General features: G+C 34.3%; 20 protein-coding genes. 9 read left to right on the top strand and 11 right to left on the bottom strand.

Features of this window, described 5'->3' with window-relative positions; all coding sequences use genetic code 11:
• Positions 1–2 precede the first annotated feature (2 nt).
• Positions 3–854, bottom strand: a complete 852-nt coding sequence (locus BCI01S_RS05950; protein ID WP_047944594.1) for a mechanosensitive ion channel family protein — start codon at positions 852–854, stop codon at positions 3–5.
• A 462-nt stretch (positions 855–1316) separates the two neighbouring features.
• Between BCI01S_RS05950 and yyaC the strand changes: the two genes are divergently transcribed.
• Positions 1317–1934, top strand: a complete 618-nt coding sequence (gene yyaC / locus BCI01S_RS05955) for a spore protease YyaC (RefSeq protein ID WP_047944595.1) — start codon at positions 1317–1319, stop codon at positions 1932–1934.
• 87 nt (positions 1935–2021) lie between these two features.
• On the opposite strand, the gene BCI01S_RS05960 is transcribed toward yyaC, so the two are convergent.
• The 10 genes from BCI01S_RS05960 to rpmH form a co-directional block, all read right to left on the bottom strand.
• Positions 2022–2879: a ParB/RepB/Spo0J family partition protein gene (locus BCI01S_RS05960; RefSeq protein WP_061797255.1), complete on the bottom strand. Its 858-nt coding sequence runs from the start codon at positions 2877–2879 to the stop codon at positions 2022–2024.
• Positions 2872–3633: a ParA family protein gene (locus tag BCI01S_RS05965; RefSeq protein ID WP_047944597.1), complete on the bottom strand. Its 762-nt coding sequence runs from the start codon at positions 3631–3633 to the stop codon at positions 2872–2874. The genes BCI01S_RS05960 and BCI01S_RS05965 overlap by 8 nt, the downstream gene beginning before the upstream one ends.
• A 562-nt stretch (positions 3634–4195) precedes the next feature.
• Positions 4196–5086 (bottom strand): nucleoid occlusion protein, encoded by an 891-nt coding sequence (noc, locus tag BCI01S_RS05970; RefSeq protein WP_061797261.1) that lies wholly within the window; start codon positions 5084–5086, stop codon positions 4196–4198.
• A 371-nt stretch (positions 5087–5457) separates the two neighbouring features.
• Complete coding sequence (rsmG, locus tag BCI01S_RS05975) at positions 5458–6177, bottom strand: 16S rRNA (guanine(527)-N(7))-methyltransferase RsmG (protein ID WP_047944599.1); 720 nt, start codon at positions 6175–6177, stop codon at positions 5458–5460.
• Positions 6178–6201: 24 nt separating this feature from the next.
• A complete protein-coding gene (gene mnmG / locus BCI01S_RS05980) occupies positions 6202–8082 on the bottom strand; it encodes a tRNA uridine-5-carboxymethylaminomethyl(34) synthesis enzyme MnmG (RefSeq protein ID WP_047944600.1) in 1881 nt (626 codons plus the stop codon).
• Between the two features lie 73 nt (positions 8083–8155).
• Entirely contained in the window at positions 8156–9541 is a 1386-nt protein-coding gene (gene mnmE / locus BCI01S_RS05985; protein ID WP_047944601.1) for a tRNA uridine-5-carboxymethylaminomethyl(34) synthesis GTPase MnmE, read from the bottom strand.
• Positions 9542–9971: 430 nt separating this feature from the next.
• Complete coding sequence (jag, locus tag BCI01S_RS05990) at positions 9972–10601, bottom strand: RNA-binding cell elongation regulator Jag/EloR (protein WP_047944603.1); 630 nt, start codon at positions 10599–10601, stop codon at positions 9972–9974.
• The gene (gene spoIIIJ, locus BCI01S_RS05995) at positions 10598–11332 is read right to left on the bottom strand and encodes a YidC family membrane integrase SpoIIIJ (RefSeq protein ID WP_369988879.1); all 735 of its coding nucleotides are present in this window, start codon (positions 11330–11332) and stop codon (positions 10598–10600) included. The genes jag and spoIIIJ overlap by 4 nt, the downstream gene beginning before the upstream one ends.
• Before the next feature lie 139 nt (positions 11333–11471).
• Positions 11472–11819: a ribonuclease P protein component gene (gene rnpA / locus BCI01S_RS06000; RefSeq protein ID WP_047944605.1), complete on the bottom strand. Its 348-nt coding sequence runs from the start codon at positions 11817–11819 to the stop codon at positions 11472–11474.
• A gap of 178 nt (positions 11820–11997) precedes the next feature.
• A complete protein-coding gene (gene rpmH / locus BCI01S_RS24645; RefSeq protein WP_016201470.1) occupies positions 11998–12132 on the bottom strand; it encodes a 50S ribosomal protein L34 in 135 nt (44 codons plus the stop codon).
• Between the two features lie 1020 nt (positions 12133–13152).
• Here rpmH and dnaA point away from each other — a divergent pair.
• The 8 genes from dnaA (at position 13153) to BCI01S_RS06040 (ending at position 23570) form a co-directional block, all read left to right on the top strand.
• Complete coding sequence (gene dnaA / locus BCI01S_RS06005) at positions 13153–14493, top strand: chromosomal replication initiator protein DnaA (protein ID WP_047944606.1); 1341 nt, start codon at positions 13153–13155, stop codon at positions 14491–14493.
• Positions 14494–14692: 199 nt separating this feature from the next.
• Positions 14693–15826 carry a DNA polymerase III subunit beta gene (dnaN, locus tag BCI01S_RS06010; RefSeq protein WP_047944607.1) on the top strand — a complete coding sequence of 378 codons (1134 nt, stop codon included), beginning with the start codon at positions 14693–14695 and terminating at the stop codon, positions 15824–15826.
• A 217-nt stretch (positions 15827–16043) separates the two neighbouring features.
• Positions 16044–16256 (top strand): S4 domain-containing protein YaaA, encoded by a 213-nt coding sequence (gene yaaA / locus BCI01S_RS06015; protein WP_047944608.1) that lies wholly within the window; start codon positions 16044–16046, stop codon positions 16254–16256.
• Between the two features lie 14 nt (positions 16257–16270).
• Positions 16271–17389, top strand: coding sequence for a DNA replication/repair protein RecF (gene recF / locus BCI01S_RS06020; RefSeq protein WP_061797267.1), 1119 nt, complete (start codon positions 16271–16273; stop codon positions 17387–17389).
• Positions 17390–17404: 15 nt separating this feature from the next.
• Positions 17405–17650, top strand: a complete 246-nt coding sequence (gene remB / locus BCI01S_RS06025; protein WP_047944610.1) for an extracellular matrix regulator RemB — start codon at positions 17405–17407, stop codon at positions 17648–17650.
• 60 nt (positions 17651–17710) lie between these two features.
• A complete protein-coding gene (gene gyrB, locus BCI01S_RS06030; RefSeq protein WP_047944611.1) occupies positions 17711–19642 on the top strand; it encodes a DNA topoisomerase (ATP-hydrolyzing) subunit B in 1932 nt (643 codons plus the stop codon).
• 165 nt (positions 19643–19807) lie between these two features.
• A complete protein-coding gene (gyrA, locus tag BCI01S_RS06035; protein ID WP_061797270.1) occupies positions 19808–22312 on the top strand; it encodes a DNA gyrase subunit A in 2505 nt (834 codons plus the stop codon).
• Positions 22313–22490: 178 nt separating this feature from the next.
• Entirely contained in the window at positions 22491–23570 is a 1080-nt protein-coding gene (locus BCI01S_RS06040) for an HD-GYP domain-containing protein (protein ID WP_047944613.1), read from the top strand.
• The last annotated feature ends 295 nt before the right edge of the window (positions 23571–23865 follow it).

Below are 23865 nucleotides of genomic sequence, written 5' to 3' on the forward strand. Positions count from 1 at the left end.
AATTACTGTGGTTGCGAATACATGACTAATTTGGGGACAGGACTTTCAATTCCATTTTCATCTAAAACATTTTTTATTTCTTTCCTTAATATCCTTGCGATAGCATGATGCTTCGTTGGCAGTGTTTCCGCTACAACACGAATGGTTACTTCTGCTGCTTGAATATTTTGTACCCCTAATAATTCAGGAACGCCAACAATATCTTCATATTGCTCTGGTAATTTTTCGATTAGTTCCAGTATTACTTTTTCTGCTCGATTAATATCACCTTGATAAGCAATACTTACATCTACTATCGCTTTACTATTATTGATGGAGAAATTCGTTACATCCACAATGCTTCCATTCGGGATAATGTTTACCTCTCCAGTAAATCCTTTTATTTTTGTTGTACGTAATCCAATTTCCTCAACTACGCCCTCGTAAGTTCCTATACGTACTTGGTCTCCAACAGAAAACTGGTCTTCAAAAATAATAAAAAATCCAGTAATAATATCTTTTACAAGGCTTTGTGCTCCAAAACCAATGGCTAAGCCGACAATTCCCGCACCTGCTAATAATGCTTTAACATCAATATGAAAGACAGATAATGCCATCATGATAGCTATGAAATAAACAACATAAGTAATCGTGTTTTCTAATAGCTTAATTAATGTTGCTTCCCTTCTTTCAGATACTCGTAAGGCAGAATGTGTTCTTACTTTAAATATATTCCGTACTGCAGCCTTCCCTATCCTGATGATAATTCCGCTTATTAGGAAAATAAGGACGAGTTTTAGTGCTCCAACGCCGACATCCCTCCACAAATTCTCATTCATAAGACTATCTATACCTTCTTTTATATTCTTATCCATTTAGAACACCTCTAAATATAAACTTCTACTAGATTATTTTCCTTTTATCCCCTATTCATGCAAGGTAATAAATAAAGCACTTTCTATAAAGTTAAATCAAATAAAAAATAATGCTAACTATTTTTCTATTTTACTCTTTAAAAGCCATCATATTGGGTAAGTTTATTTTAACAGTTTTTCTATTTGCTTTGTAGTACGATATTTCCTAAAACAAAGGACTTTTGCCCTTATTATCATGAAAGTTTCTCCTATTTGTCTCACTCTTTTTTCCTTTATTTTGATGGATATGTATAGAATATGCCTCTTTTCCATATACTGAATACTACAATAATTATGCTTAAAAACAACTAATGGTTCGATAGATTTTCATTCTTGATGGTTGGTCAAACATCAATCAACTCAACTTAATAATTGCTTTCTTCTATAGATTTTATCGAATCCTAAATAAAAGGAGTAGATTCAATGACCTTATATTCCAGCCTTTTCGAAAAAAATGAACTTCCCATTAGAATAGCTCATGATGAACAATTAGCAGCCTTTAAGATAGCAGATTCATTAGCTAAACATTTGCCATCCGTTTCAATCAATCAGCCAATTGTCTTTATTTGTATTGGAACTGATCGTTCTACTGGAGATTCATTAGGTCCGCTTATTGGTACCTTGTTAAGCGAAAAGAATATTTCTCCTTTTCATGTTTACGGAACACTAGATGATCCAATCCACGCTCTTAATTTAGAGGAAAAATTAAGAGAAGTGCATAAAAAACATCAAAACCCTTACATTATAGGTATTGATGCTTGCCTTGGCAGAATGAAAAGTGTAGGTATCGTCCAAATTGGTGATGGGCCAGTAAAACCGGGCAGTGGTGTTAATAAAGAGCTTCCTCCTGTAGGAAATATTCATATTACAGGGATAGTAAATATTAGTGGTTTTATGGAATTCTTGGTTCTTCAGAATACTAGATTAAGCTTAGTATTAAATATGGCCAAAATCATTTCCAAAGGCATTTATCATACTAGCCTTCGCTATATGCATACTAGAGAAGCTCAGGAATATCAAGCGAAGGAAGAACCTGTTTAATCCCTACTATTTTATTGCTAATATAAAAGCCCCCTAAAAAAGGTTTAGTTCACATACAAGGTAAACTCCCTTTCTTAGGTGGCTTTTTTACTTTTCATTTTCTAATTCAAATAATTGAAGAATACGCGCTAAGTCATCTTCAGAGAAAAATTCAATTTCAATTTTCCCTTTATTTTTCTTCTGTTTAATATGAACAGTAGTACCAAATCTTTCACGCAGAAACGATTCTTGCTCTTTTAAAAAGACATTTTTCACAGGCGCTTTTTCTTTTTTTGTTTCACGTGAAACATTCTCATTTAGTTGCTGAATTAATTGTTCCAGCTGACGCACGTTTAATCCGTCTTTAATAATTTTATCAACTATTGCTGGAAGCTTATCTTTATTTTTCAAACCTAATAAAGTTCTTCCATGTCCCATGGATATTTTACCGTCAGAAATATAATTTTGCACAGCCTTCGGAAGAGTCAATAAGCGAACGTGGTTGGCAATATGGGGTCTGCTTTTCCCTAAACGCTTTGCAAGTTCCTCTTGAGTCAGCTTTAACTTCTTCATTAAAGTCTGATAGGCATGTCCTTCTTCAATAGGAGATAAATCTTCTCTTTGAAGATTCTCTAGTACTGCTAATTCCATCATTTGTTGCTCTGTTAATTGACGGACAACTGCTGGAACTGTCTCTAACTTAGCTTCTTTAGCTGCTCGATATCTACGTTCACCAACAACTATTTCATAGCCTTTAATACTCTTTCTAACGATTATCGGTTGAAGAATTCCGTGTTCTAGTATAGAAAGCTTCAATTCTTCAATCGCTTCCTCATCAAAGAATTTTCTAGGCTGATAAGGATTCGGACGTAATTCATTTAGACTTATTTCTTGAACATTTTCTTCCTTCTCCACATCTATTTTAGGAAAAAAGGCATCTAATCCTTTTCCAAGTCCTTTAGCCACTAGTAACCACTTCCTTCGCAAGGTCCAAATATACTTCTGCACCACGTGATTTTGGATCGTAAATGATAATTGGTTCCCCATGACTCGGTGCTTCTGATAATCGAATATTTCTTGGAATAATTGTTTTATAGACTTTGTCTTGGAAATACTTTTTAACCTCTTCAATAACTTGTAAACCTAGATTTGTTCTAGCATCTAACATCGTTAGCAGCACACCCTCTATGGCCAAATCATGATTTAAATGTTTTTGAACAAGTCGAACTGTATTTAGTAATTGACTTAATCCTTCTAAAGCATAATATTCACATTGAACTGGAATTAATACCGCATCTGAAGCTGTTAATGCATTAATCGTTAATAACCCTAAAGAAGGAGGACAATCTATTAATACGTAGTCATAGTTATGTTTGACTTCATCTAATGCCCTTTTTAATCTAACTTCTCTCGAAATAGTAGAAACAAGTTCTATTTCCGCCCCAGCTAACTGAATAGTAGCTGGAATAACATCCAAATTCTCTACATTTGTCTGCTTAATCACCATACTTGCTTCTAGATCATCGACTAACACATCATAGATACAATGATCAACATCAGCTTTTTCAATACCTACACCACTAGTGGCATTTCCTTGTGGATCAATATCTACTAATAGTACACTTTTCCCGATATATGCTAAACAAGAGCCAAGATTGACTGATGTAGTTGTTTTTCCAACTCCACCTTTTTGGTTAGCAACAGTAATAATTTTACCCATGATGTCACCTACCTTTAATTCCATACTAGCTACGAAATATAAATCGACGCAAGATGGCTACTTAATATAAAATGATTGAACTGTTTATAGCTCTTTAAAACTATAAAACAATTTATTAGTAAAAAACAGAATAGACTACAACATGGCTCATTTCCTACCTATTGTAATCACGTATATTATTTTATCATGAAAACTTCTAAATATCGTTATTTTTTCTTTTAATCTCGATTAATGATGGTAAGTGAAAAGAAACTCCTACAATAAAACAAGTGAGAAAACCTTATTAATACAAGCATTTTTGGAGAATTTCCTATTTGATTGGGTCTAAAAAATAATCATCGTAAATAAGCAATGGAGGTTTTAATTTTTATTTGTGGTGTCCTTTGAGGAAAAAATCATCCTATAAAAAAGTGAGAATCAGCATAATTAGCTATTATTCTCACAAAAAAGTATGCTCTGTTAAATCAATATAATGACGAAAAGGAATTCTTAATACAAGCGGAATTTAACAGAGCTTAAAAATTACAAGGAAGTATAAATAATTATGCTATATAAAAATCTATTATTTCTTTTTCGGTATTTTAATCGTAAATTGGTAAAAATCTTCAAATTCTTCTTCTTCAGCATTCAGATTAATACCACTATCAGAAACCATATTTAATGATTGTCGGATTGTATTTACAGCTATCCGCATATCTTTACTAAAAGCCTTTCTTTTTGGCTTTGGCTTCTGCTTCGTCTGTTCGAGCATTCTCACTACACGCTCTTCTGTTTGCTTTACGTTTAAGCCCCTTTCAATGATTTCTTGTAAAAGCTGGATTTGTTTTTCGCGTTCTTTTAAAGGAATCATCGAACGAGCATGACGCTCAGAAATCTCTTTATTCAATAATGCTTCTTGAATTTCTTCTGGTAATTTAAGAAGTCTTAATTTATTCGCAACAGTCGATTGCCCTTTCCCTAATCTTTGCGCAAGGGCCTCCTGGGTAAGATTGTGCAGCTCTAATAATTTTCCATATGCAATTGCTTCTTCAATTGGAGAAAGCTCTTCTCTTTGAAGATTTTCAATAAGTGCAACAGACGCAGTTTCTGTATCACTCAAGTTTTTTATGATAGCTGGCGCTTCTTCCCAACCAAGCTTTTTCATTGCTCTCCATCTTCGTTCTCCAGCAATGATTTCAAATTTATCTTGCTCATACTCTCTAATTACAATTGGTTGAATAATACCATGGGTATGGATTGTACGAGCTAATTCTTCAATTTTTTCATCATCAAATACCGTTCTTGGTTGAAAACGGTTAGGAACAATCTGATGAATTGGGATTTTTCTAACTTCTTCACTGTTTCCCATATTCTCGATCTCCTCTTGAGCAGCATCTGCACCTAATTGACTAGCATCTTCTATTGGATCTCCCTTTTCGCCTAGTCCAAAAAATCGTGAGAAAGAAGGCTTCATCACCCTGCACCACCTTTACAAAACTCCCTATTAATTATTCTCTATATGAAACATTAATCCCTGCAAAGTCATCTAACTTATAGAAAGAAACTTCTCGAAATTTAATAGAATATGACAATTATAGGTATATTATATAGTAGATATGATAATTGATATAGTCCTAATCCTATGAATGATTATATCATTCTCTTTTTTCTTTCGTAATAGCTTAAAATTAATCGCCTTTTTTTATCGTCTTCATAGTAGGATTCCACCCCTTTTCATTTGACGAACTTAACTTTATAGAGGGGTGGAAAAAGAGTATCTTCGAAAGACGCGAATTAGCTTTAAGACAGCTAACATCTCATCCTGTTAAATTGCTTAAGCTTACCCTACTCGATTGGTTCCTTATTAGGAGTTCCTGGTTTTCTAGGATACTTTTTAGGTGTTGGCTTTTCCTTTGCGATGGTGATGATATTTCTTTCGCTTTCTTCCATTGGCAAGAAAAAGGCATGTGTTTCATTCACCTTTCCTCCTAATAGGTTTACAGCCTTTTTTCCAGCTGCCAGTTCTTCTTTGGCACTTGCTGCTTTCATAGCAACGAAAGTACCTCCAAGCTTTACTAGTGGCAGACAAAGCTCACTTAAGACGGAAAGTCTTGCTACAGCTCTGGCCGTAACAATATCAAATGTTTCACGATACTCCTTATTTTGGCCAAAGGTTTCTGCTCGGTCATGAATAAAGTTAACCTCTTCTAACTCTAAGACGGACGCTAGATGCTCAAGAAAGTGAATTCTTTTCTTCAAAGAGTCAACAATTGTTACCTTTAAATCAGGAAAGACAATTTTTAAAGGAATACTTGGAAAGCCAGCCCCAGCTCCCACATCACATAGCTGTGCAGGACGATGAAACCCTTCATAGTAAAATCCAGCAGTAATGGAATCATAAAAATGCTTCAAATAAACATCTGATTTATCCGTAATAGCTGTTAAATTCATTTTTTCATTCCACTCTACTAATGTTTCATAGTAGAGCTCAAACTGATTTATTTGCTTTTCCGATAAAGTGATTCCTTTATCGGAGAGCATTTGAATAAATTCTTCCGTATTCATGCATGAACCCTTTCTATCCAGAGATTAAACTCGAGCAATTTTCCCTTGTTCTAAATAAACTAATAAAATGGATATATCTGCTGGATTTACCCCAGATATTCTTGATGCCTGTGCAATGGACAATGGTCGAACTTTTTTTAGTTTCTGTACTGCTTCTGTTGCAAGACTAGAGATAGCATCATAATCAATGTTCTCAGGAATTTTTTTATTCTCCATTTTCTTTAGTCTTTCTACTTGCTGTAAGGATTTCTCAATATAGCCTTCATACTTTATTTGAATTTCTACTTGCTCTTTTATATCTTCCGTTAATTCTATATCACTAGGTGCCAGTCCTTCAATATGACTATAATTCATTTCAGGTCGCTTTAATAGATCTCCTGCTCTTATGCCATCTTTTAATTCACTGCCGCCTTGTTCTTTAATAACATTTTGAACTTGTTCATTTGGCTTTAGCATGACTTCGCTTAAACGTTGCTTTTCTTTTTCAATTAATTGCTTTTTCTCCGAGAATTTCGCGTAACGCTCTTCAGAAATAAGACCAATTCTATGGCCAATATCCGTCAAACGCAGATCTGCATTATCATGGCGAAGTAATAAACGATATTCTGCTCGAGAAGTTAAAAGACGGTAGGGTTCATTTGTGCCTTTTGTAACTAAATCATCAATTAAAACGCCAATATACGCATCAGAACGACTTAAAATAACTTCTTCTTTTTCTAAAGCATTTAAGCCTGCATTTATACCAGCCATTAATCCTTGGCCTGCTGCCTCTTCGTATCCTGAAGTTCCATTGATTTGACCAGCAGTATAAAGATTTTTAATTTTCTTTGTTTCCAATGTTGGCCATAGCTGTGTTGGCACAATAGCATCATACTCAATTGCATATCCAGCACGCATCATTTGTACATTTTCTAATCCCGGTATCGTTCTTAGAATTTCCTGTTGAACATCTTCAGGCAAGCTTGTGGATAATCCTTGCACATAAACTTCTTGAGTATTTTTCCCCTCTGGCTCTAAGAAAATTTGATGTCTTGGTTTATCGTTAAATCGCACCACCTTATCTTCAATTGATGGACAATAACGTGGTCCAGTTCCTTTAATCATCCCTGAATACATTGGAGAACGATGTAAGTTTGCATCAATAATTTGATGTGTTGTTTCATTTGTATATGTTAACCAGCAAGGAAGCTGTTCTGTAATAAATTTCGTTGTTTCATAAGAAAATGCTCTTGGAACATCATCCCCTGGCTGTATTTCTGTTTTAGAATAGTCAATAGTATGACTGTTTACACGAGGAGGTGTTCCTGTTTTAAAACGTACTAAATCAAAACCGAGCTCCTGTAAATGCTCCGATAATCGAATGGAAGGCTGCTGGTTATTCGGGCCGCTTGAATATTTAAGCTCCCCTAAAATAATTTCGCCGCGAAGATATGTTCCAGTAGTTATGACAATCGTTTTTGCACGATACGTAGCACCCGTTTTCGTAATGACACCTTTTGCAACTTGATCCTCCACTATTAATTCTTCTACCATCCCTTGAATTAATGTCAGATTTGGTTCATTTTCTAATGTCTTCTTCATTTCATGTTGATACATATATTTATCTGCCTGAGCTCTTAGTGCACGGACTGCAGGTCCTTTTCCTGTATTCAACATCCTCATCTGAATGTAGGTTTTATCAATATTTTTACCCATTTCGCCGCCAAGTGCATCAATTTCTCTAACAACAATCCCCTTAGCCGGTCCTCCCACAGATGGATTACATGGCATAAAAGCAACCATATCTAAATTAATTGTTAACATTAATGTTTTGGCGCCCAGTCTTGCTGCTGCAAGTCCTGCTTCACAACCTGCATGGCCTGCACCAATAACAATTACATCATAATTTCCAGCTTCGTACTGCATCATGATGCCTCCTTCTTTCTAAGTCTTTCTTTTAGCTTATTTTCGAGGCTCTGTACTATTTATATTTATTCGTTTATTTCCCCAAACAAAATTGAGAAAATAACTGATTAATTAAGCTTTCATGAACACTTTCACCAATAATCTCACCAAGTATTTCCCACGTTCTTGTCAAGTCAATTTGTACAATATCGATTGGTGTTCCAGTTTCTGCGCCTACTATTGCATCACTAATAGCATTTAATGCTTGATTCAATAAGGAAATATGTCTGGAGTTAGAAACATAGGTCATATCACTTGCTTCAATAGCACCTTCAAAGAATAGGCTAGATATTGCCTCTTCTAATTGATCTACACCATTTTCTTCTACTAAAGAAGTTGTAATGACTTTTCGATTACCGGCAAGTTCTTTTACTTTTTCTAAATCAATCTTTTGTGGTAAATCTGTTTTATTAACTATTACAATAAAATCCATACCTTCTGTTGCTTTAAAAATATTCTTATCTTCTTCTGTTAAATCATCCGCATAATTTAAGACAAGCAAAATTAAATCGGCTTCTCGTAGTACTTTCCGGGATTTCTCTACCCCTATTCGCTCTACAATATCTTCTGTTTCTCGAATACCGGCAGTATCCAGCAAACGAAGAGGGACTCCGCGCACATTTACATATTCTTCAATGACATCTCTTGTTGTACCAGGGATATCTGTAACGATTGCTTTATTTTCTTGCACTAAGCTATTTAATAAAGAGGATTTCCCTACATTTGGTCTTCCTACAATAACGGTTGCTAGACCTTCCCGCAGAATCTTTCCTTGTTGTGACGTTTGCAGAAGTTTTTCAATCTCCGTCTTAATATACTTTGATTTCTCCAACATCACTTGCTGTGTCATCTCTTCCACATCATCATACTCGGGATAATCTATATTAACCTCTACTTGAGCTAATGTCTCTAAAATTTCTTGGCGCAAATGCTTGATTAATTTCGATAATCTTCCTTCCATTTGTCCAAGTGCCACATTCATCGCTCGATCTGTTTTAGCTCTTATTAAGTCCATTACCGCTTCTGCCTGAGAAAGATCAATTCTTCCATTCAAAAAGGCTCTTTTTGTAAATTCACCCGGTTCGGCAATTCTTGCACCATGAGAAGTAGTCAACTGCAATAAACGATTTACCGAAGCTAGTCCACCATGACAATTAATTTCGACAACATCCTCTTTTGTAAAAGTTTTCGGTCCTCTCATCAACGATACCATTACTTCTTCCACAACCTCATTTGTTGCTGGATCCATAATATGTCCATAATGTATCGTATGAGTTGCTACCTCACTTAACTTTTTATTTCCTATACTCTTAAAGAGCTTGTCTGCGATTTTTATTGAATCCGGTCCACTTAATCGAACGATTGCGATCGCTCCCTCACCCATTGGCGTCGATATCGCAGCAATTGTATCTAATTCCATCTTTTTCACCTCAATTCAAAAAAATAATATCTATTTAAATGATTGTATTCACCTTTGACATGATTACAATAGATTAGATTAACATATCCACAAATGTAAAAAAAGAAAAAAATCCGCACACTTATCCACATTCACTTTTATCATTACTTACCATTTTATCTTATCCACATGTGAATAACAATAAAACGAAAAATAAAATTACAAAAGCTATGTATTTCTTCTTACTATTTTTATAGGTGCTTAGATTCAATTTTATTTGCCCATGTTCTTTTTTCATTTTTACTCGATAAACTGCTTTTGCATGAATCTGACTCCAAATCAAATGACTAAATTGTAAAGACGAATCATTCATAATTAGAAATAACTACTAACCTCTTTTAAAGACAAAAAAAAAGAGAATGTCTCTTCCTTGAGAGACATTCTCTTTTTTCTATCTGTTTTTCACCTTAATCGGCGCAATAATTATATGCCTTTTCGCATCTTCCCCCGAAGAATAAGTTTTTATTCCTTTGAAAGATACCAAAGCAGTATGGATCGTTTTTCTTTCATCAGCAGGCATCGGTTCAAGCGGAATCTCTTTGCCTATTTTAACCGCTTTATAGGCAATTCTCTCCGCTAACTGAATTAATGCCTGTTTTCTTCGTTCACGGTAGCCTTCTGCATCTAATAGTACTTTTAAGTATTCTTTCGATTCTCTATTAATGACCAATTGTGCTAGATATTGAATAGAATTAAGGGTCTGCCCTCTTTTTCCGATTAATAGAGCAATTTTTTCACCAGATAATTCATACAATATATTTCTGCCATTTTGTTTTATTTGAATCTTAACAGGAACGCCCATTTTTTCGCAAACATCTTTGAGAAATTCCTCTACCGTTTCCACTGGATTAACTTTTTTCCTTACGATTACCTTTGCTGTTCTAGAACCAAAACCAAGAAATCCCTTTTTTCCTTCCTCAACAACAATGATTTCAACTTGATTCTTTGTTGTCTTAAGCTGAGCTAAAGCTGACTCCACTGCTGCGTCGACTGTTTGTCCTACGGCAGTAACTTCTTTCACTTCTTCGCTCCTCCTGCTTTGCTAGTTTGTCCAGCAGTTTTAATTTCAGGACCTTTGATAAAATACGTTTGAACAATTGTAAAGATATTCCCTACTACCCAGTAAAGAGATAATGCTGCCGGGAAATTAATAGCAAATACTAAAATCATCACTGGCATAATCCAAACCATCATTTGCATTTGCGGATTTGGCGGTGCTCCTGCCATTGATAGTTTTGTTTGAATAAATGTTGTTACACCAGCTATTATCGGTAATAAATAGATTGGATCAGGCTGTCCTAAACTGAACCATAAGAAATCATGGGAAGCAATTTCTCTTGTACGAGAAATAGCATGATAAAATCCAATCAATATAGGCATTTGTACGATTAGAGGGAAGCATCCCGCTAATGGATTTACTTTATTCTCTTGGAATAACTTCATTGTTTCTTCTTGAAGCTTTTGTTGTGTCTTTTGGTCTTTCGAGCTATATTTTTGCTGCAGCTCTTTCATCTGCGGCTGGATTGCCTGCATTGCCTTACTGTTTCTTGTTTGTTTAATCATAAGCGGTAAAATAACCAGTCGAACTAAAATAGTTACGATAATAATAGAGATACCATAACTACCACCAGCGAATGCTGCTGTTTTAATAATCAATTGAGATAATGGATATACAATGTATTCATTCCAAATCCCTTCACTTTCAGAAGTTATTGGTTGATTAAACTCTGTACACCCTGTTAGAATGGTCATTAAAAAAAGTAGACCAACTATCAATAAAAATTTCTTATTCAAGCTGCAAATCCTCCTGTAACATGATTTTCGAATATTACTTAATAAGTATTGTAACCGATAAACGAACGGTAGGAAACGCTTTAATAGGATTTTCCCATTAATTCTTTTTTGAAAGAACTTTTGCTATTTTCAAAATATGGATAAGACTCTTTTTTACTTCTTCAAAAGACATATCAGCAACAGGCTTTCTTACAATTATGACATAATCATACTTGTTTTCCAACATGTCATCTAATTCAAGAAATGCTTGTCTTACATAGCGTTTTATCTGGTTTCTTTTTACGGCATTGCCAATTTTTTTACTAACAGATAAGCCAATACGAAAATGCACTTGTTCTTCTTTTTTCAATTTATAAATAACAAACTGTCGATTGGCAAAAGATTGCCCTTTTTTAAAAACAGACTGAAATTCTTTATTTTTCTTGATTCTAAATTCTTTTTTCAACGTTTATAACTCCTTCAATCCTCCAACTTACCTAATTTCACAATAAAAGAAAGAATTAGATAGGCATCTTAACGTGAAGTAAACCAATCTATTGTAAAAAAAGGAAGGGTCTGTCCTTTTATGCAAGATCATTCCCTTCTCCTTTTAATTGAAAAAAGACCACTGACTTTTCAGTGGCCTAAGCTGATAATACTTTTCTTCCTTTGCGTCGACGGCGCGCTAAGACATTACGTCCATTTGAGCTGCTCATGCGGCTACGGAATCCGTGAACTTTACTTCTTTTACGTTTATTTGGTTGATAAGTTCTTTTCATTGTATATGACACCTCCCTGAGGAATAGCTGTTATAGACAGTCCTTACAATTATATAAACATAGGCAATTAATTGTCAACTATTCATTTTATTTATCTAATTTTATGGATCACTTTATTTAGTGATGTTCCTATCTTTTTTAGGCCATTGCAATAGTATACCACATATTTTTCTATTCTTCTTCATAATCCTTCCCAACATTTCTATTTCTTAACGAATAATTTTTACCAATTTGGATATTTCAACAAAAATCTCTTTTATCTAATTTTGAGCATTTTTAACTATCCTTTCGACGTTTGTGGATAAATTTCGACGGTAATATTTTTTCCACAATAGTTATTTACAACTTTTCAACAAACTAATAGCTTGTGGACATTTATTACTAACAACCTAATTGACTTGTGGATAAGATATTAAAAAGCATTGCAGTTCTTATAAATTTTTGTTATTATAGTTTTGTTTTCACATCTGAATAAAATCTGTGCATAACTCTATTATCCACAATCTGTGGATAAGTTGTGGGCATCTTATTCTTTGTGACTGAACAGAGTTTTCCACAGATGGTGGATACTGTCGAAATACCACTAATCTTCCTTATAATATATTTTTCCACATTAGAAAAGGACAACTTTCCTGTTATCTTGTCTATTTATATCTATATTGCTGCAAGATTTTTGTCCAAAGTCACGATTAGATAATTCCTTTTGCAGGAATTTGACGACTTAATACAGGAAGCAAAGAAAAAAATATCGACTTTTGCAAAAAAAATTTACACTTATTTTACGATTGCTGCTTATCGCATCAATCGATCTTATCTTTTTTAGCAAAAGTATTTTTAGCGATTTTATCTTAAGGCTTTAAAGCTCTTTTTTTGTTTTTAATATTTTTTAAGGAACGACAAATTGAGTAATTTTAACCATTCCTATTGAAAATCATCTTTTTCTATACGTTTTAAGATAGATCATCTGCTGGGATGAACAGCGCTAACAAGATTAACTCTGAGAAAAGGAGGCGAGGATACTTGAAGAATATAACGGATCTCTGGAATAATGCCTTAAGCACAATCGAAACAAAGATTAGTAAACCTAGTTTTGATACATGGCTTAAGCCTACAAAGGCTAATTCCCTGCAAGGAGATCTTCTAGTTGTAACAGCACCTAATGAATTTGCCCGAGATTGGTTAGAAGAACGGTACTCTCAACTGATTGCTGAAATACTTTATGAAATTACAGGAGAGGAACTTCTTGTAAAATTTATTATTCCTCAAAATCAAAAAGAAGAGGAATTTGATCAGCAAATTTCTACCAAACAAAAGAAAAAAGATGAAGAAGTTACGGAACAAACTATTTTAAATTCCAAATATACGTTCGACACTTTTGTAATTGGATCTGGAAATCGCTTTGCTCATGCAGCTTCCCTTGCTGTTGCTGAAGCACCTGCAAAAGCATATAACCCTCTATTTATTTATGGAGGAGTTGGGCTTGGAAAAACTCACTTAATGCATGCAATTGGTCACTATGTTCTTGATCATAATCCATCTGCTAAAGTAGTTTATTTATCTTCTGAGAAATTCACAAACGAATTTATTAATAGTATCCGTGATAATAAAGGTGCTGAATTCCGTGATAAATATCGAAATGTTGACGTTCTTTTAATAGATGATATTCAATTTCTTGCTGGAAAAGAATCAACACAAGAAGAATTTTTCCATACATTTAACACGTTACATGAAGAAAGCAAACAAATTATTATCTCTAGTGACCGTCCTCCAAAGGAAATTCCAACACTAGAGGATCGCCTGCGTTCTCGTTTTGAATGGGGACTTATTACAGATATTACGCCGCCAGACTTAGAAACACGGATTGCTATCTTAAGGAAAAAAGCGAAAGCAGATGGATTAGACATCCCAAATGAAGTAATGCTTTATATTGCAAATCAAATTGATTCTAATATTCGTGAGCTAGAAGGTGCACTTATTCGTGTTGTTGCTTATTCTTCTTTAATTAATAAAGATATAAATGCTGATTTAGCAGCTGAAGCATTAAAAGATATAGTTCCAAGCTCTAAACCGCGTGTAATAACCATTCATGATATTCAAAAGGTAGTAGGAGAGCATTTTCATATCAAGTTAGAAGATTTCAAAGCCAAAAAACGAACTAAATCCATTGCATTCCCAAGACAAATTGCTATGTACTTATCGAGAGAATTAACGGATTTCTCTTTACCAAAAATCGGAGAAGAGTTCGGCGGCCGTGATCATACAACTGTTATTCATGCCCATGAAAAAATATCAAAATTGCTTTTAACGGACTCTCTACTTCAAAAACAATTAAAAGAAATAAATGAACTCTTAAAAGTTTAGATAGAATAATGTGTATAACTTTCCTTACTTTAAACACAGTCTATCCACATGTTGATAGACTGTGTTTCCTTGCTTAAACAAAGTTATCCACATACTAACAGGGCCTACTACTTGTACTACTATTTTTTTTAAAAATATATTATTAAAATAAGCATTTAGAACTTACATTCAAAATTTATTTAAATCGGAGGATTAATTAATGAAATTCATCATCCAAAAAGACCATCTTGTTCAAAGTGTTCAAGATGTAATGAAAGCAATTACTAGTAGAACAACAATTCCAATTCTAACTGGAATAAAAATTGTTGCGAGTGAAGAAGGAGTAACATTAACTGGAAGTGATTCTGATATTTCCATTGAATCTTTTATTCCTAAAGAAGAAGGAGATCAAGAAATAGTTGATATCCAGCAACCTGGTTCTATTGTTTTACAAGCTAAGTTTTTTAGTGAAATTGTAAAAAAACTCCCTACCAGCCAAGTTGAAATTGTGGTTGATAATTTACAAACAACCATTCGTTCTGGTAAATCAGAATTCAATTTAAATGGGCTAGATTCTGAAGAATACCCGCATTTACCACAAATTTCGGAACAAAATTCTATTAAAGTTCCTACAGATTTACTAAAAAATATTATTAAACAAACTGTTTTTGCGGTGTCCACCTCAGAAACACGTCCAGTGTTGACAGGTGTAAACTGGAAAATAGAAAACAATGATTTAATCTGTATTGCAACAGATAGTCATCGACTAGCTTTAAGAAAAGCAAAAATAGAAACAGAGGAAGAACAATCATTTAATATTGTTATTCCAGGAAAAAGCTTAAATGAATTGAATAGAATTCTAGATGATCATGATGAACCTGTTGAAATTTTTGTTACGGAAAACCAGATTCTATTTAAAACGAAACATATTCTATTCTTCTCGCGTTTGTTAGAAGGGAATTATCCTGACACCAATCGCTTAATACCTACTGAGAGCAAGACGGATATTGTTGTAAATTCTAAAGAATTTTTGCAATCCATTGATCGTGCTTCCTTACTCGCACGTGAAGGTCGAAATAATGTTGTTAAATTTTCAACTATGAGTGATAATGTGATAGAAATTTCTTCTTTTACTCCGGAAATTGGAAAAGTAATGGAGGAATTAGTAAGCGAATCGGTTAGTGGGGAAGAATTAAAAATTTCTTTCAGTGCTAAATTTATGATGGATGCGTTGAAAGTTCTTGAAGGATCAGAAGTGAAAATCAGCTTTACTGGAGCGATGCGACCATTTGTTATTCATCCAACAAATGATGATTCTACATTGCAGCTTATATTACCGGTTAGAACCTATTAAAATTTTTGGGTGTTCTATTTAGTGAACACCCAATTTTCTTTTTATAGAGGCATTGCATAAATATACAAAATGATTAATGAGTGAGCTGTGAGTGTGTTTTAGTCAGCTCATTTCGACTATTTCTGACTTATTTATAGAAATATTACACTTTTCTTTGTGTATCAATAAATTATTTAGTAGAATAGAAAGATACGATTAAAGTTGAGAGAGTGAAAAGATGAATAATCAAATTAAAATTGACACGGATTATATTACATTAGGTCAATTTCTAAAAGTAGCAGAGTTAATACAATCAGGTGGAATGGCAAAATGGTTCCTAGGAGAATACGAGGTATTTGTGAATGGGGAACAGGATCAGCGCAGAGGAAGAAAATTAAGAAGTGGTGACGAAATAAATATTCCTTCATTTGGCAAGTACACTGTTTTATAAAAGGGTGAAACCAAATGTATATTGATGAGTTGCTTTTGAGAAATTACCGGAATTATGAGGAACTGGATATTTCTTTCGAAAATAAAGTAAATGTAATTTTAGGAGAAAACGCACAAGGAAAAACCAATGTGATGGAATCTATCTATGTTCTAGCTATGGCTAAATCTCACCGAACTTCTAATGATAAAGAACTTATTCGTTGGGACAAAGAATATGCTAAAATAGAAGGTAGATTAGTTAAGACACATGGGAAAATTCCCATGCAGTTAGTTGTGGCTAAAAAAGGGAAAAAGGCCAAGTTTAATCATATAGAGCAGCGTAAACTAAGTCAATATATCGGTAATATGAACGTAGTTATGTTCGCACCTGAAGATTTAAATCTAGTAAAAGGCAGCCCGCAAATTAGAAGAAGATTTATTGATATGGAAATAGGGCAAATATCACCAGTATATTTGCATGATATGAGCCAGTATCAAAAAATTTTACACCAGCGAAATACCTACCTAAAACAATTACAAACAAATAAACAAACAGACCATACAATGCTTGAAATTTTAACCGAACAATTTATAGATATGGCAGTTAAAATTGTCGCAAAGCGTTTTGAATTTCTGCATCTGCTGGAAAAATGGGCCGTTCCGATTCATAAAGGAATATCTCGTGGGTTGGAAACGCTAGAAATTCGCTATAAACCTTCCGTTGATGTATCAGAAGACCAGGATTTGTCGAAAATGAAGAGTATATACGAAGAAAAATTCCAGCATTTAAAAAAACGAGAGATTGATCGAGGGATGACATTATTCGGACCTCATCGCGATGATATGATGTTTTATGTGAACAGTAGAGATGTACAAACCTTTGGTTCACAAGGACAGCAAAGAACGACTGCATTATCAATAAAGATGGCAGAAATTGAATTAATTTATTCTGAGATTCGTGAGTATCCGATACTCCTGCTAGATGATGTTCTTTCTGAATTAGATGACTACCGGCAATCTCATTTATTAAATACCATTCAAGGGAAAGTGCAAACATTTGTTACAACAACCAATGTTGATGGAATTGACCATCAAACATTAAAAGAAGCTGCTACTTTTCAGGTTGAATCCGGAACGATTAAAAAGATTCAATAGCTTTGAGGTGAAAAAGTGTACGTTCATATTGGAGAAAATATTCTTGTGCGAACTTCAGAAATTTTAACTATTTTAGATAAACAGACAGTTGAGTCATCTCCTATCTCAAAGGAATTTCTAGAACGGCAAAAAGCAATGACCAATGGGAAAAGTTCCACTTATAAATCTATTGTGATTACGAAGGATACTATCTATTTTTCGCCGATTGCTTCTAATACGTTAAAAAAAAGAATAGTCCAGTTAACTATTCAAGAGTACTAATGATGATGCAAAATTAAATGAAAAAATTTTTTGATGTCAATAGAAAGTTAGGTGATCGATATGTCAACGGAACAGAATCCAGTTGAACAACAATCTTATGATGAGAGTCAGATACAGGTTTTAGAAGGTCTAGAGGCTGTAAGAAAAAGACCAGGAATGTATATCGGATCAACAAGTGGCCGAGGTCTGCATCACTTAGTGTGGGAAATTGTCGATAACAGTATTGATGAAGCATTAGCTGGTTTCTGTAATGAGATAAATATTATTATCGAACAAGATAATAGTATTACGGTTAAAGATAATGGTCGTGGTATTCCCGTTGGTATTCAGGAAAAAATGGGAAGACCTGCTGTAGAAGTAATCATGACAGTTCTCCATGCCGGAGGAAAGTTCGGCGGCGGCGGTTATAAGGTGTCTGGTGGACTTCATGGTGTAGGTGCTTCGGTAGTAAACGCACTTTCGACAGAATTAGAGGTTTTTGTACATCGGGATGGAAATATCTATTATCAAAAATACCAAAAAGGGGTTCCTGCTGCTGATTTAGAAATTATCGGTGAAACAGATACTACTGGAACCACTACACACTTTAAGCCAGATGGTGAAATTTTCAAGGAAACATTAGAGTATGATTATGAAACATTAGCTAATCGTGTTAGAGAACTTGCTTTCTTAAATCGTGATATTCGTATTACGATTGAAGATAAACGTGAAGGCATGGAAAAAAGAAAAGAATACCATTATGAAGGTGGTATTAAATCATACGTAGAACATTTAAACCGTAATAAAGAGGTCCTTTTTGAAGAACCAATTTATATTGAAGGAGAAAAAGACGGGATAACAGTTGAAATCTCTTTCCAGTATAATGACGGATATACCGGTAATATTCATTCATTTGCTAATAATATTAATACACATGAAGGTGGAACACATGAATCCGGATTTAAGACAGCCCTCACCCGTGTAATTAATGATTATGCAAGAAAGAATAGTTTATTAAAGGAATCAGATACGAATCTTTCAGGTGAAGACGTAAGAGAAGGTCTTGTTGCAATCGTCTCTGTTAAACATCCAGATCCACAGTTTGAAGGACAAACAAAAACCAAACTAGGAAATTCAGAAGTTCGTACCATTACAGATACTGTTTTTTCTGAACATCTTGAGAAATTCCTTTTAGAAAATCCTACGGTAGCTCGTAAAATTGTAGACAAAGGTCAAATGGCTTTAAGAGCAAGAATTGCTGCGAAAAAAGCAAGAGAATTAACTCGTCGTAAAAGTGCTCTCGAAGTTTCAAGCTTACCAGGAAAATTGGCGGATTGTTCTTCAAGAGACCCAAAAATTAGTGAACTATTCATAGTAGAGGGAGACTCTGCTGGTGGTTCTGCAAAATCAGGTCGAGATCGTCATTTCCAAGCAATTCTGCCGCTAAGAGGTAAAATACTTAATGTTGAAAAAGCTAGACTAGATCGGATTTTATCTAACAACGAGGTTCGTTCCATGATTACTGCAATAGGAACAGGAATTGGGGATGATTATGATATATCCAAAGCGAGATATCATAAAATTGTTATTATGACAGATGCCGATGTTGATGGTGCTCATATTCGAACATTATTATTAACCTTCTTCTACCGTTATATGAGAAAGATTGTAGAAGCTGGTTATATCTATATCGCACAACCGCCACTATACAGCATAAAACAAGGGAAAAAGCTAGAATATGCATATAGTGATAAACAATTACAAGAAGTTCTAGCTACATTACCAGCCAACCCTAAACCGAATATACAACGTTATAAAGGATTAGGAGAAATGAATGCAGAGCAGTTATGGGATACAACGATGGATCCTGAACACCGCGTACTTTTACAAGTAAGTTTAGATGACGCCATTGAGGCAGATGAAACATTTGAAATGCTAATGGGTGATAAAGTAGAGCCACGCAGAAACTTTATTGAAGAAAATGCGACCTACGTTAAAAACCTAGATGTTTAAAGATAGGAAAAGAAATTTGGTGCTGATTAGATTGGCACCTTGTGTATTTCTTTAGAAGTTAGTTATTCCTATTAATCATAAGGAATTCGATTAGATATACTTGTTCTAAAACACTTTTTATCATGAAGAAGCTGGTCTAATTGTTTCTTAAGGAGGTTCCTTTAAATGGCTGATATGCCAAATTCTCAAATTAAAGATAGAAATATAAGTAAAGAAATGCGTGATTCCTTTTTAGATTACGCGATGAGCGTTATTGTTTCTCGTGCTCTTCCAGATGTACGAGATGGATTAAAACCAGTACACCGACGTATTTTATATGCGATGCATGATCTTGGAATGCATTCTGACAAGCCGTTTAAGAAATCAGCCCGTATTGTTGGGGAAGTTATCGGGAAGTATCATCCACATGGTGATAGTGCTGTTTATGAAACAATGGTTCGTATGGCTCAGGATTTTAACTATCGCTATATGCTTGTTGATGGGCATGGTAACTTTGGATCTGTAGATGGTGACTCTGCTGCAGCGATGCGTTATACGGAAGCAAGAATGTCAAAAATAGCAATGGAGCTATTACGTGATATTAATAAAGATACAATTGATTACAAGCCAAACTTTGACGGAGAAGAAAAGGAACCAGTAGTATTACCTTCTCGATTCCCTAACTTACTAGTAAATGGTACAAGTGGGATAGCGGTCGGAATGGCTACAAATATCCCTCCACATCAATTAGGAGAAGTAATAGACGGAGTCCTTGCTGTAAGTAAGAATGCTGATATTACCATTCCTGAATTAATGGAAATTATCCCAGGACCAGATTTTCCAACTTACGGAATGATCGTAGGTAGAAGCGGAATTAGAAAGGCCTATGAGACTGGCAGAGGTTCCATTATATTAAGAGCACGAGTGGAAATTGAAGTGAAGCCTAGTGGTAAGGAAGTTATTATTGTCAAAGAAATTCCTTATCAAGTCAATAAAGCAAGACTAGTAGAGCGTATTGCTGAATTAGTTCGCGATAAAAAAATTGATGGAATTACTGATTTGCGAGATGAATCGGATCGTAATGGAATGCGCATTGTAATTGAAGTGCGAAAAGACGCAAATGCCAATGTTTTATTAAATAATCTATATAAGCATACGGCTATGCAGACGAGCTTTGGTATCAATCTTCTTGCATTGGTTGATGGGCAGCCAAAGGTACTTAACTTAAAACAATGTTTAGCTCATTATCTAGATCATCAAAAAGTCATTATTCGCAGAAGAACAGAATTTGAATTAAGAAAAGCTGAAGCTAGAGCTCATATACTAGAAGGACTGCGTATTGCTTTAGATCACTTAGATGAAGTAATTAGCTTAATTCGAAGTTCACGAACCACAGATATAGCGCGTGAAGGATTAATGACGAACTTTAATCTTTCGGAAAAACAGGCTCAAGCTATTCTGGACATGCGTCTACAAAGATTAACTGGATTAGAAAGAGAAAAAATTGAAGATGAGTATCAAGAATTAGTTAAGCTAATTGCTGAATTAAAAGCTATTCTAGCGGATGAAGAAAAAATCTTAGAAATTATTCGCGAAGAGCTTTTAGAGGTAAAAGAGCGATTTAACGATACACGTCGTACGGAAATTATTGCTGGTGGAATTGAAAACATTGAAGATGAAGATTTGATTCCAGAAGAAAATATCATTATAACCTTAACTCATAATGGTTATATTAAGAGACTACCAGCATCTACTTACCGAGCGCAAAGACGTGGAGGCAGAGGAATTCAGGGCATGGGTACGAATGAAGATGACTTCGTTGAACAGTTAAGCTCTACATCTACTCATGATACTATTCTATTCTTTACGAATAAAGGGAAAGTATACAGATTAAAAGGGTATGAGATACCAGAATTCAGCCGAACTGCTAAAGGTATTCCAATCATTAACCTTTTAGGTGTGGAAAAGGATGAGTGGGTCAATGCAATTATTCCTGTCTCAGAATTTGTAGATGATTGGTATTTATTCTTCACTACAAAAGAAGGAATATCTAAACGCTCTCCGTTATCATCTTTTGCCAATATAAGAAATAATGGACTAATTGCTGTTAACTTAAGAGAAGGTGATGAGTTGATCTCTGTACGTTTAACAGATGGTTCAAAGGAAATTATTATTGGTACGAAAAACGGATTGCTTATTCGTTTCCCAGAAACAGATGTACGTTCTATGGGTAGAACGGCAACGGGCGTAAAAGGTATCACTCTATCATCTGAGGATGAAGTAGTAGGTATGGAAGTTCTTGAAGAAAATTCGGAAATACTGATTGTAACTAAAAAAGGTTACGGAAAAAGAACACCGATAGATGAATATAGAGTTCAAGGTAGAGGCGGAAAAGGTATTAAGACATGCAACATCACCGATAAAAATGGAAATCTTGTATCGATGAAAGTCGTTACCGGGGAAGAAGATGTAATGATTATCACAACAGGCGGGGTTTTAATCAGAATGGCAGTAAGTGATATCTCTACAATGGGTAGAAGCACTCAAGGTGTCCGACTGATTAAATTAAATGAAAGTGACAATGAATTTGTTGCAACTGTTGCGAAGGTAGAAAAAGAGGATGAAGAAGTGGAAATGACTGAAGAAGGTCAACAAGCATCTTCAGAGAATGACGCGGATTCAAACGAATAATATTGTGTAGAGATGTCTTAAAGGGAAAACCTAGAGGCATCTCTTTTTTTATGGAGATTAATTCATATATTTTAAATATATAGCTGATTTTAGGAGTATTGGATGAAATTAATGGGTTACATTTCAAAAAAAATACATTAAAATAGTAAAAAAGTCCGTTTTTTAAAGGGTGGTTTCCATGATTGTTAAAGTTAGAGAGTTAAAGCCAGGCAGTATTTTAGCAGAAGACATTTTTATACGAACAAATAGACCAATAATTACCGCAAAAACGGTTTTAGCCGAGGAGCATATCAAGATATTAAAAGCTTTTTTAGTAGAGGAAGTAGCAATTGAAAATACACAATTAGATGGTACACAAATTATTCAGTCGTATTCATCTTTTCATAAAGTGGAGAGAAAAGAAGTGGAAAGTGGCTTTATAGCTCTTTTTTTACATACAGTCCAATTATACAAAAAAGAATTTATTTCTTGGCAGTCAGGATTCCCTGTAAACATAGCCAATATCAGAAATATAATTTTACCATTGTTAGAAGAGTCAGAACGTGTGCCAAAAGAAATATTCTCTCTTTATCACTTATCGAATAAAAAGGAATATATACATCAGCATTCTATTGCAGTTGCAATTATTAGCGCATTTATTGCTCGGAAAATGAATTATAGCTACAGAGATACGATTCAAGTAGCATTAGCAGGTTGTTTAAGTGACGCAGGAATGGCTAAGATCGATCAACGGTTATTATACAAAACCGAGCCTTTAACAGAGGAAGAGTTTGATGAAATTAAAAAACATACAAGATATAGTTTTGAAATGATTCCTGAGCATAGTTTATTGAAGAAAGAGACACGTCTTGCCATTTACCAACATCATGAAAGAATAGATGGAAGTGGATATCCAATGGGAAATATAGATACAAAGATACATGCATTTGCTAAAATAATTGCAGTAGCCGATACTTTTCATGCTATGACATCAGAACGATTGTATAGGAAGAAACAATCTCCTTTTCGAGTAATTGAACAAATGCGGCAGGATCACTTTGGTAAATTTGATTTAACAATATTACAAGCATTAAGCAATGCTATTACTCAATATACAATTGGGAGTAAAATTAGATTATCCAATGGCGAAAAAGCTGAGGTTTTATTTAAGGAAGGGAATGCTTCCACTAGACCGTTGGTAAAAATAATGGAAAGTGAAAGGATTCTTGATTTAGAAAAAAATAGACATTTGTTTATTGAGGAAATTTTAGAGGAATGATAGAAAGTAACTTCTCGAAAATAAATAGGATAGAACAAAAAAACAATTGTAATAAAAATATTCTTTTTTTATAAAATAAATTTTAAAAAACTATTGCATATAAATATAAACGTTGCTATAATAATACAAGTCAGCGAGAGAACATTAAATGATTTTAAAAAATATATTGACTAAATTACTAGAGATATGTTATCATTTAAAAGTTGTCTCTTATGAGATTGCTCTTTGAAAACTGAACAAACAAACGTCAACAATAATCGTTTTATAACGAATGTTGTAAAACAAAAAAAGCAAC

Source organism: Niallia circulans NBRC 13626 (assembly GCF_001591585.1).
GTDB lineage: Bacteria > Bacillota > Bacilli > Bacillales > Cytobacillaceae > Niallia > Niallia circulans.

What these genes read in the sequence shown, in the direction of transcription:
- mnmG (WP_047944600.1), bottom strand. Translation starts at nt 8,082, where the DNA reads ATGCAGTACGAAGCTGGAAATTATGATGTAATTGTTATTGGTGCAGGC.
- BCI01S_RS05950 (WP_047944594.1), bottom strand. Translation starts at nt 854, where the DNA reads ATGGATAAGAATATAAAAGAAGGTATAGATAGTCTTATGAATGAGAAT.
- gyrB (WP_047944611.1), top strand. Translation starts at nt 17,711, where the DNA reads ATGTCAACGGAACAGAATCCAGTTGAACAACAATCTTATGATGAGAGT.
- dnaN (WP_047944607.1), top strand. Translation starts at nt 14,693, where the DNA reads ATGAAATTCATCATCCAAAAAGACCATCTTGTTCAAAGTGTTCAAGAT.
- rpmH (WP_016201470.1), bottom strand. Translation starts at nt 12,132, where the DNA reads ATGAAAAGAACTTATCAACCAAATAAACGTAAAAGAAGTAAAGTTCAC.
- BCI01S_RS05965 (WP_047944597.1), bottom strand. Translation starts at nt 3,633, where the DNA reads ATGGGTAAAATTATTACTGTTGCTAACCAAAAAGGTGGAGTTGGAAAA.
- spoIIIJ (WP_369988879.1), bottom strand. Translation starts at nt 11,332, where the DNA reads ATGACCATTCTAACAGGGTGTACAGAGTTTAATCAACCAATAACTTCT.
- mnmE (WP_047944601.1), bottom strand. Translation starts at nt 9,541, where the DNA reads ATGGAATTAGATACAATTGCTGCGATATCGACGCCAATGGGTGAGGGA.
- noc (WP_061797261.1), bottom strand. Translation starts at nt 5,086, where the DNA reads ATGAAGCCTTCTTTCTCACGATTTTTTGGACTAGGCGAAAAGGGAGAT.
- rsmG (WP_047944599.1), bottom strand. Translation starts at nt 6,177, where the DNA reads ATGAATACGGAAGAATTTATTCAAATGCTCTCCGATAAAGGAATCACT.
- yaaA (WP_047944608.1), top strand. Translation starts at nt 16,044, where the DNA reads ATGAATAATCAAATTAAAATTGACACGGATTATATTACATTAGGTCAA.
- gyrA (WP_061797270.1), top strand. Translation starts at nt 19,808, where the DNA reads ATGGCTGATATGCCAAATTCTCAAATTAAAGATAGAAATATAAGTAAA.
- recF (WP_061797267.1), top strand. Translation starts at nt 16,271, where the DNA reads ATGTATATTGATGAGTTGCTTTTGAGAAATTACCGGAATTATGAGGAA.
- yyaC (WP_047944595.1), top strand. Translation starts at nt 1,317, where the DNA reads ATGACCTTATATTCCAGCCTTTTCGAAAAAAATGAACTTCCCATTAGA.
- BCI01S_RS06040 (WP_047944613.1), top strand. Translation starts at nt 22,491, where the DNA reads ATGATTGTTAAAGTTAGAGAGTTAAAGCCAGGCAGTATTTTAGCAGAA.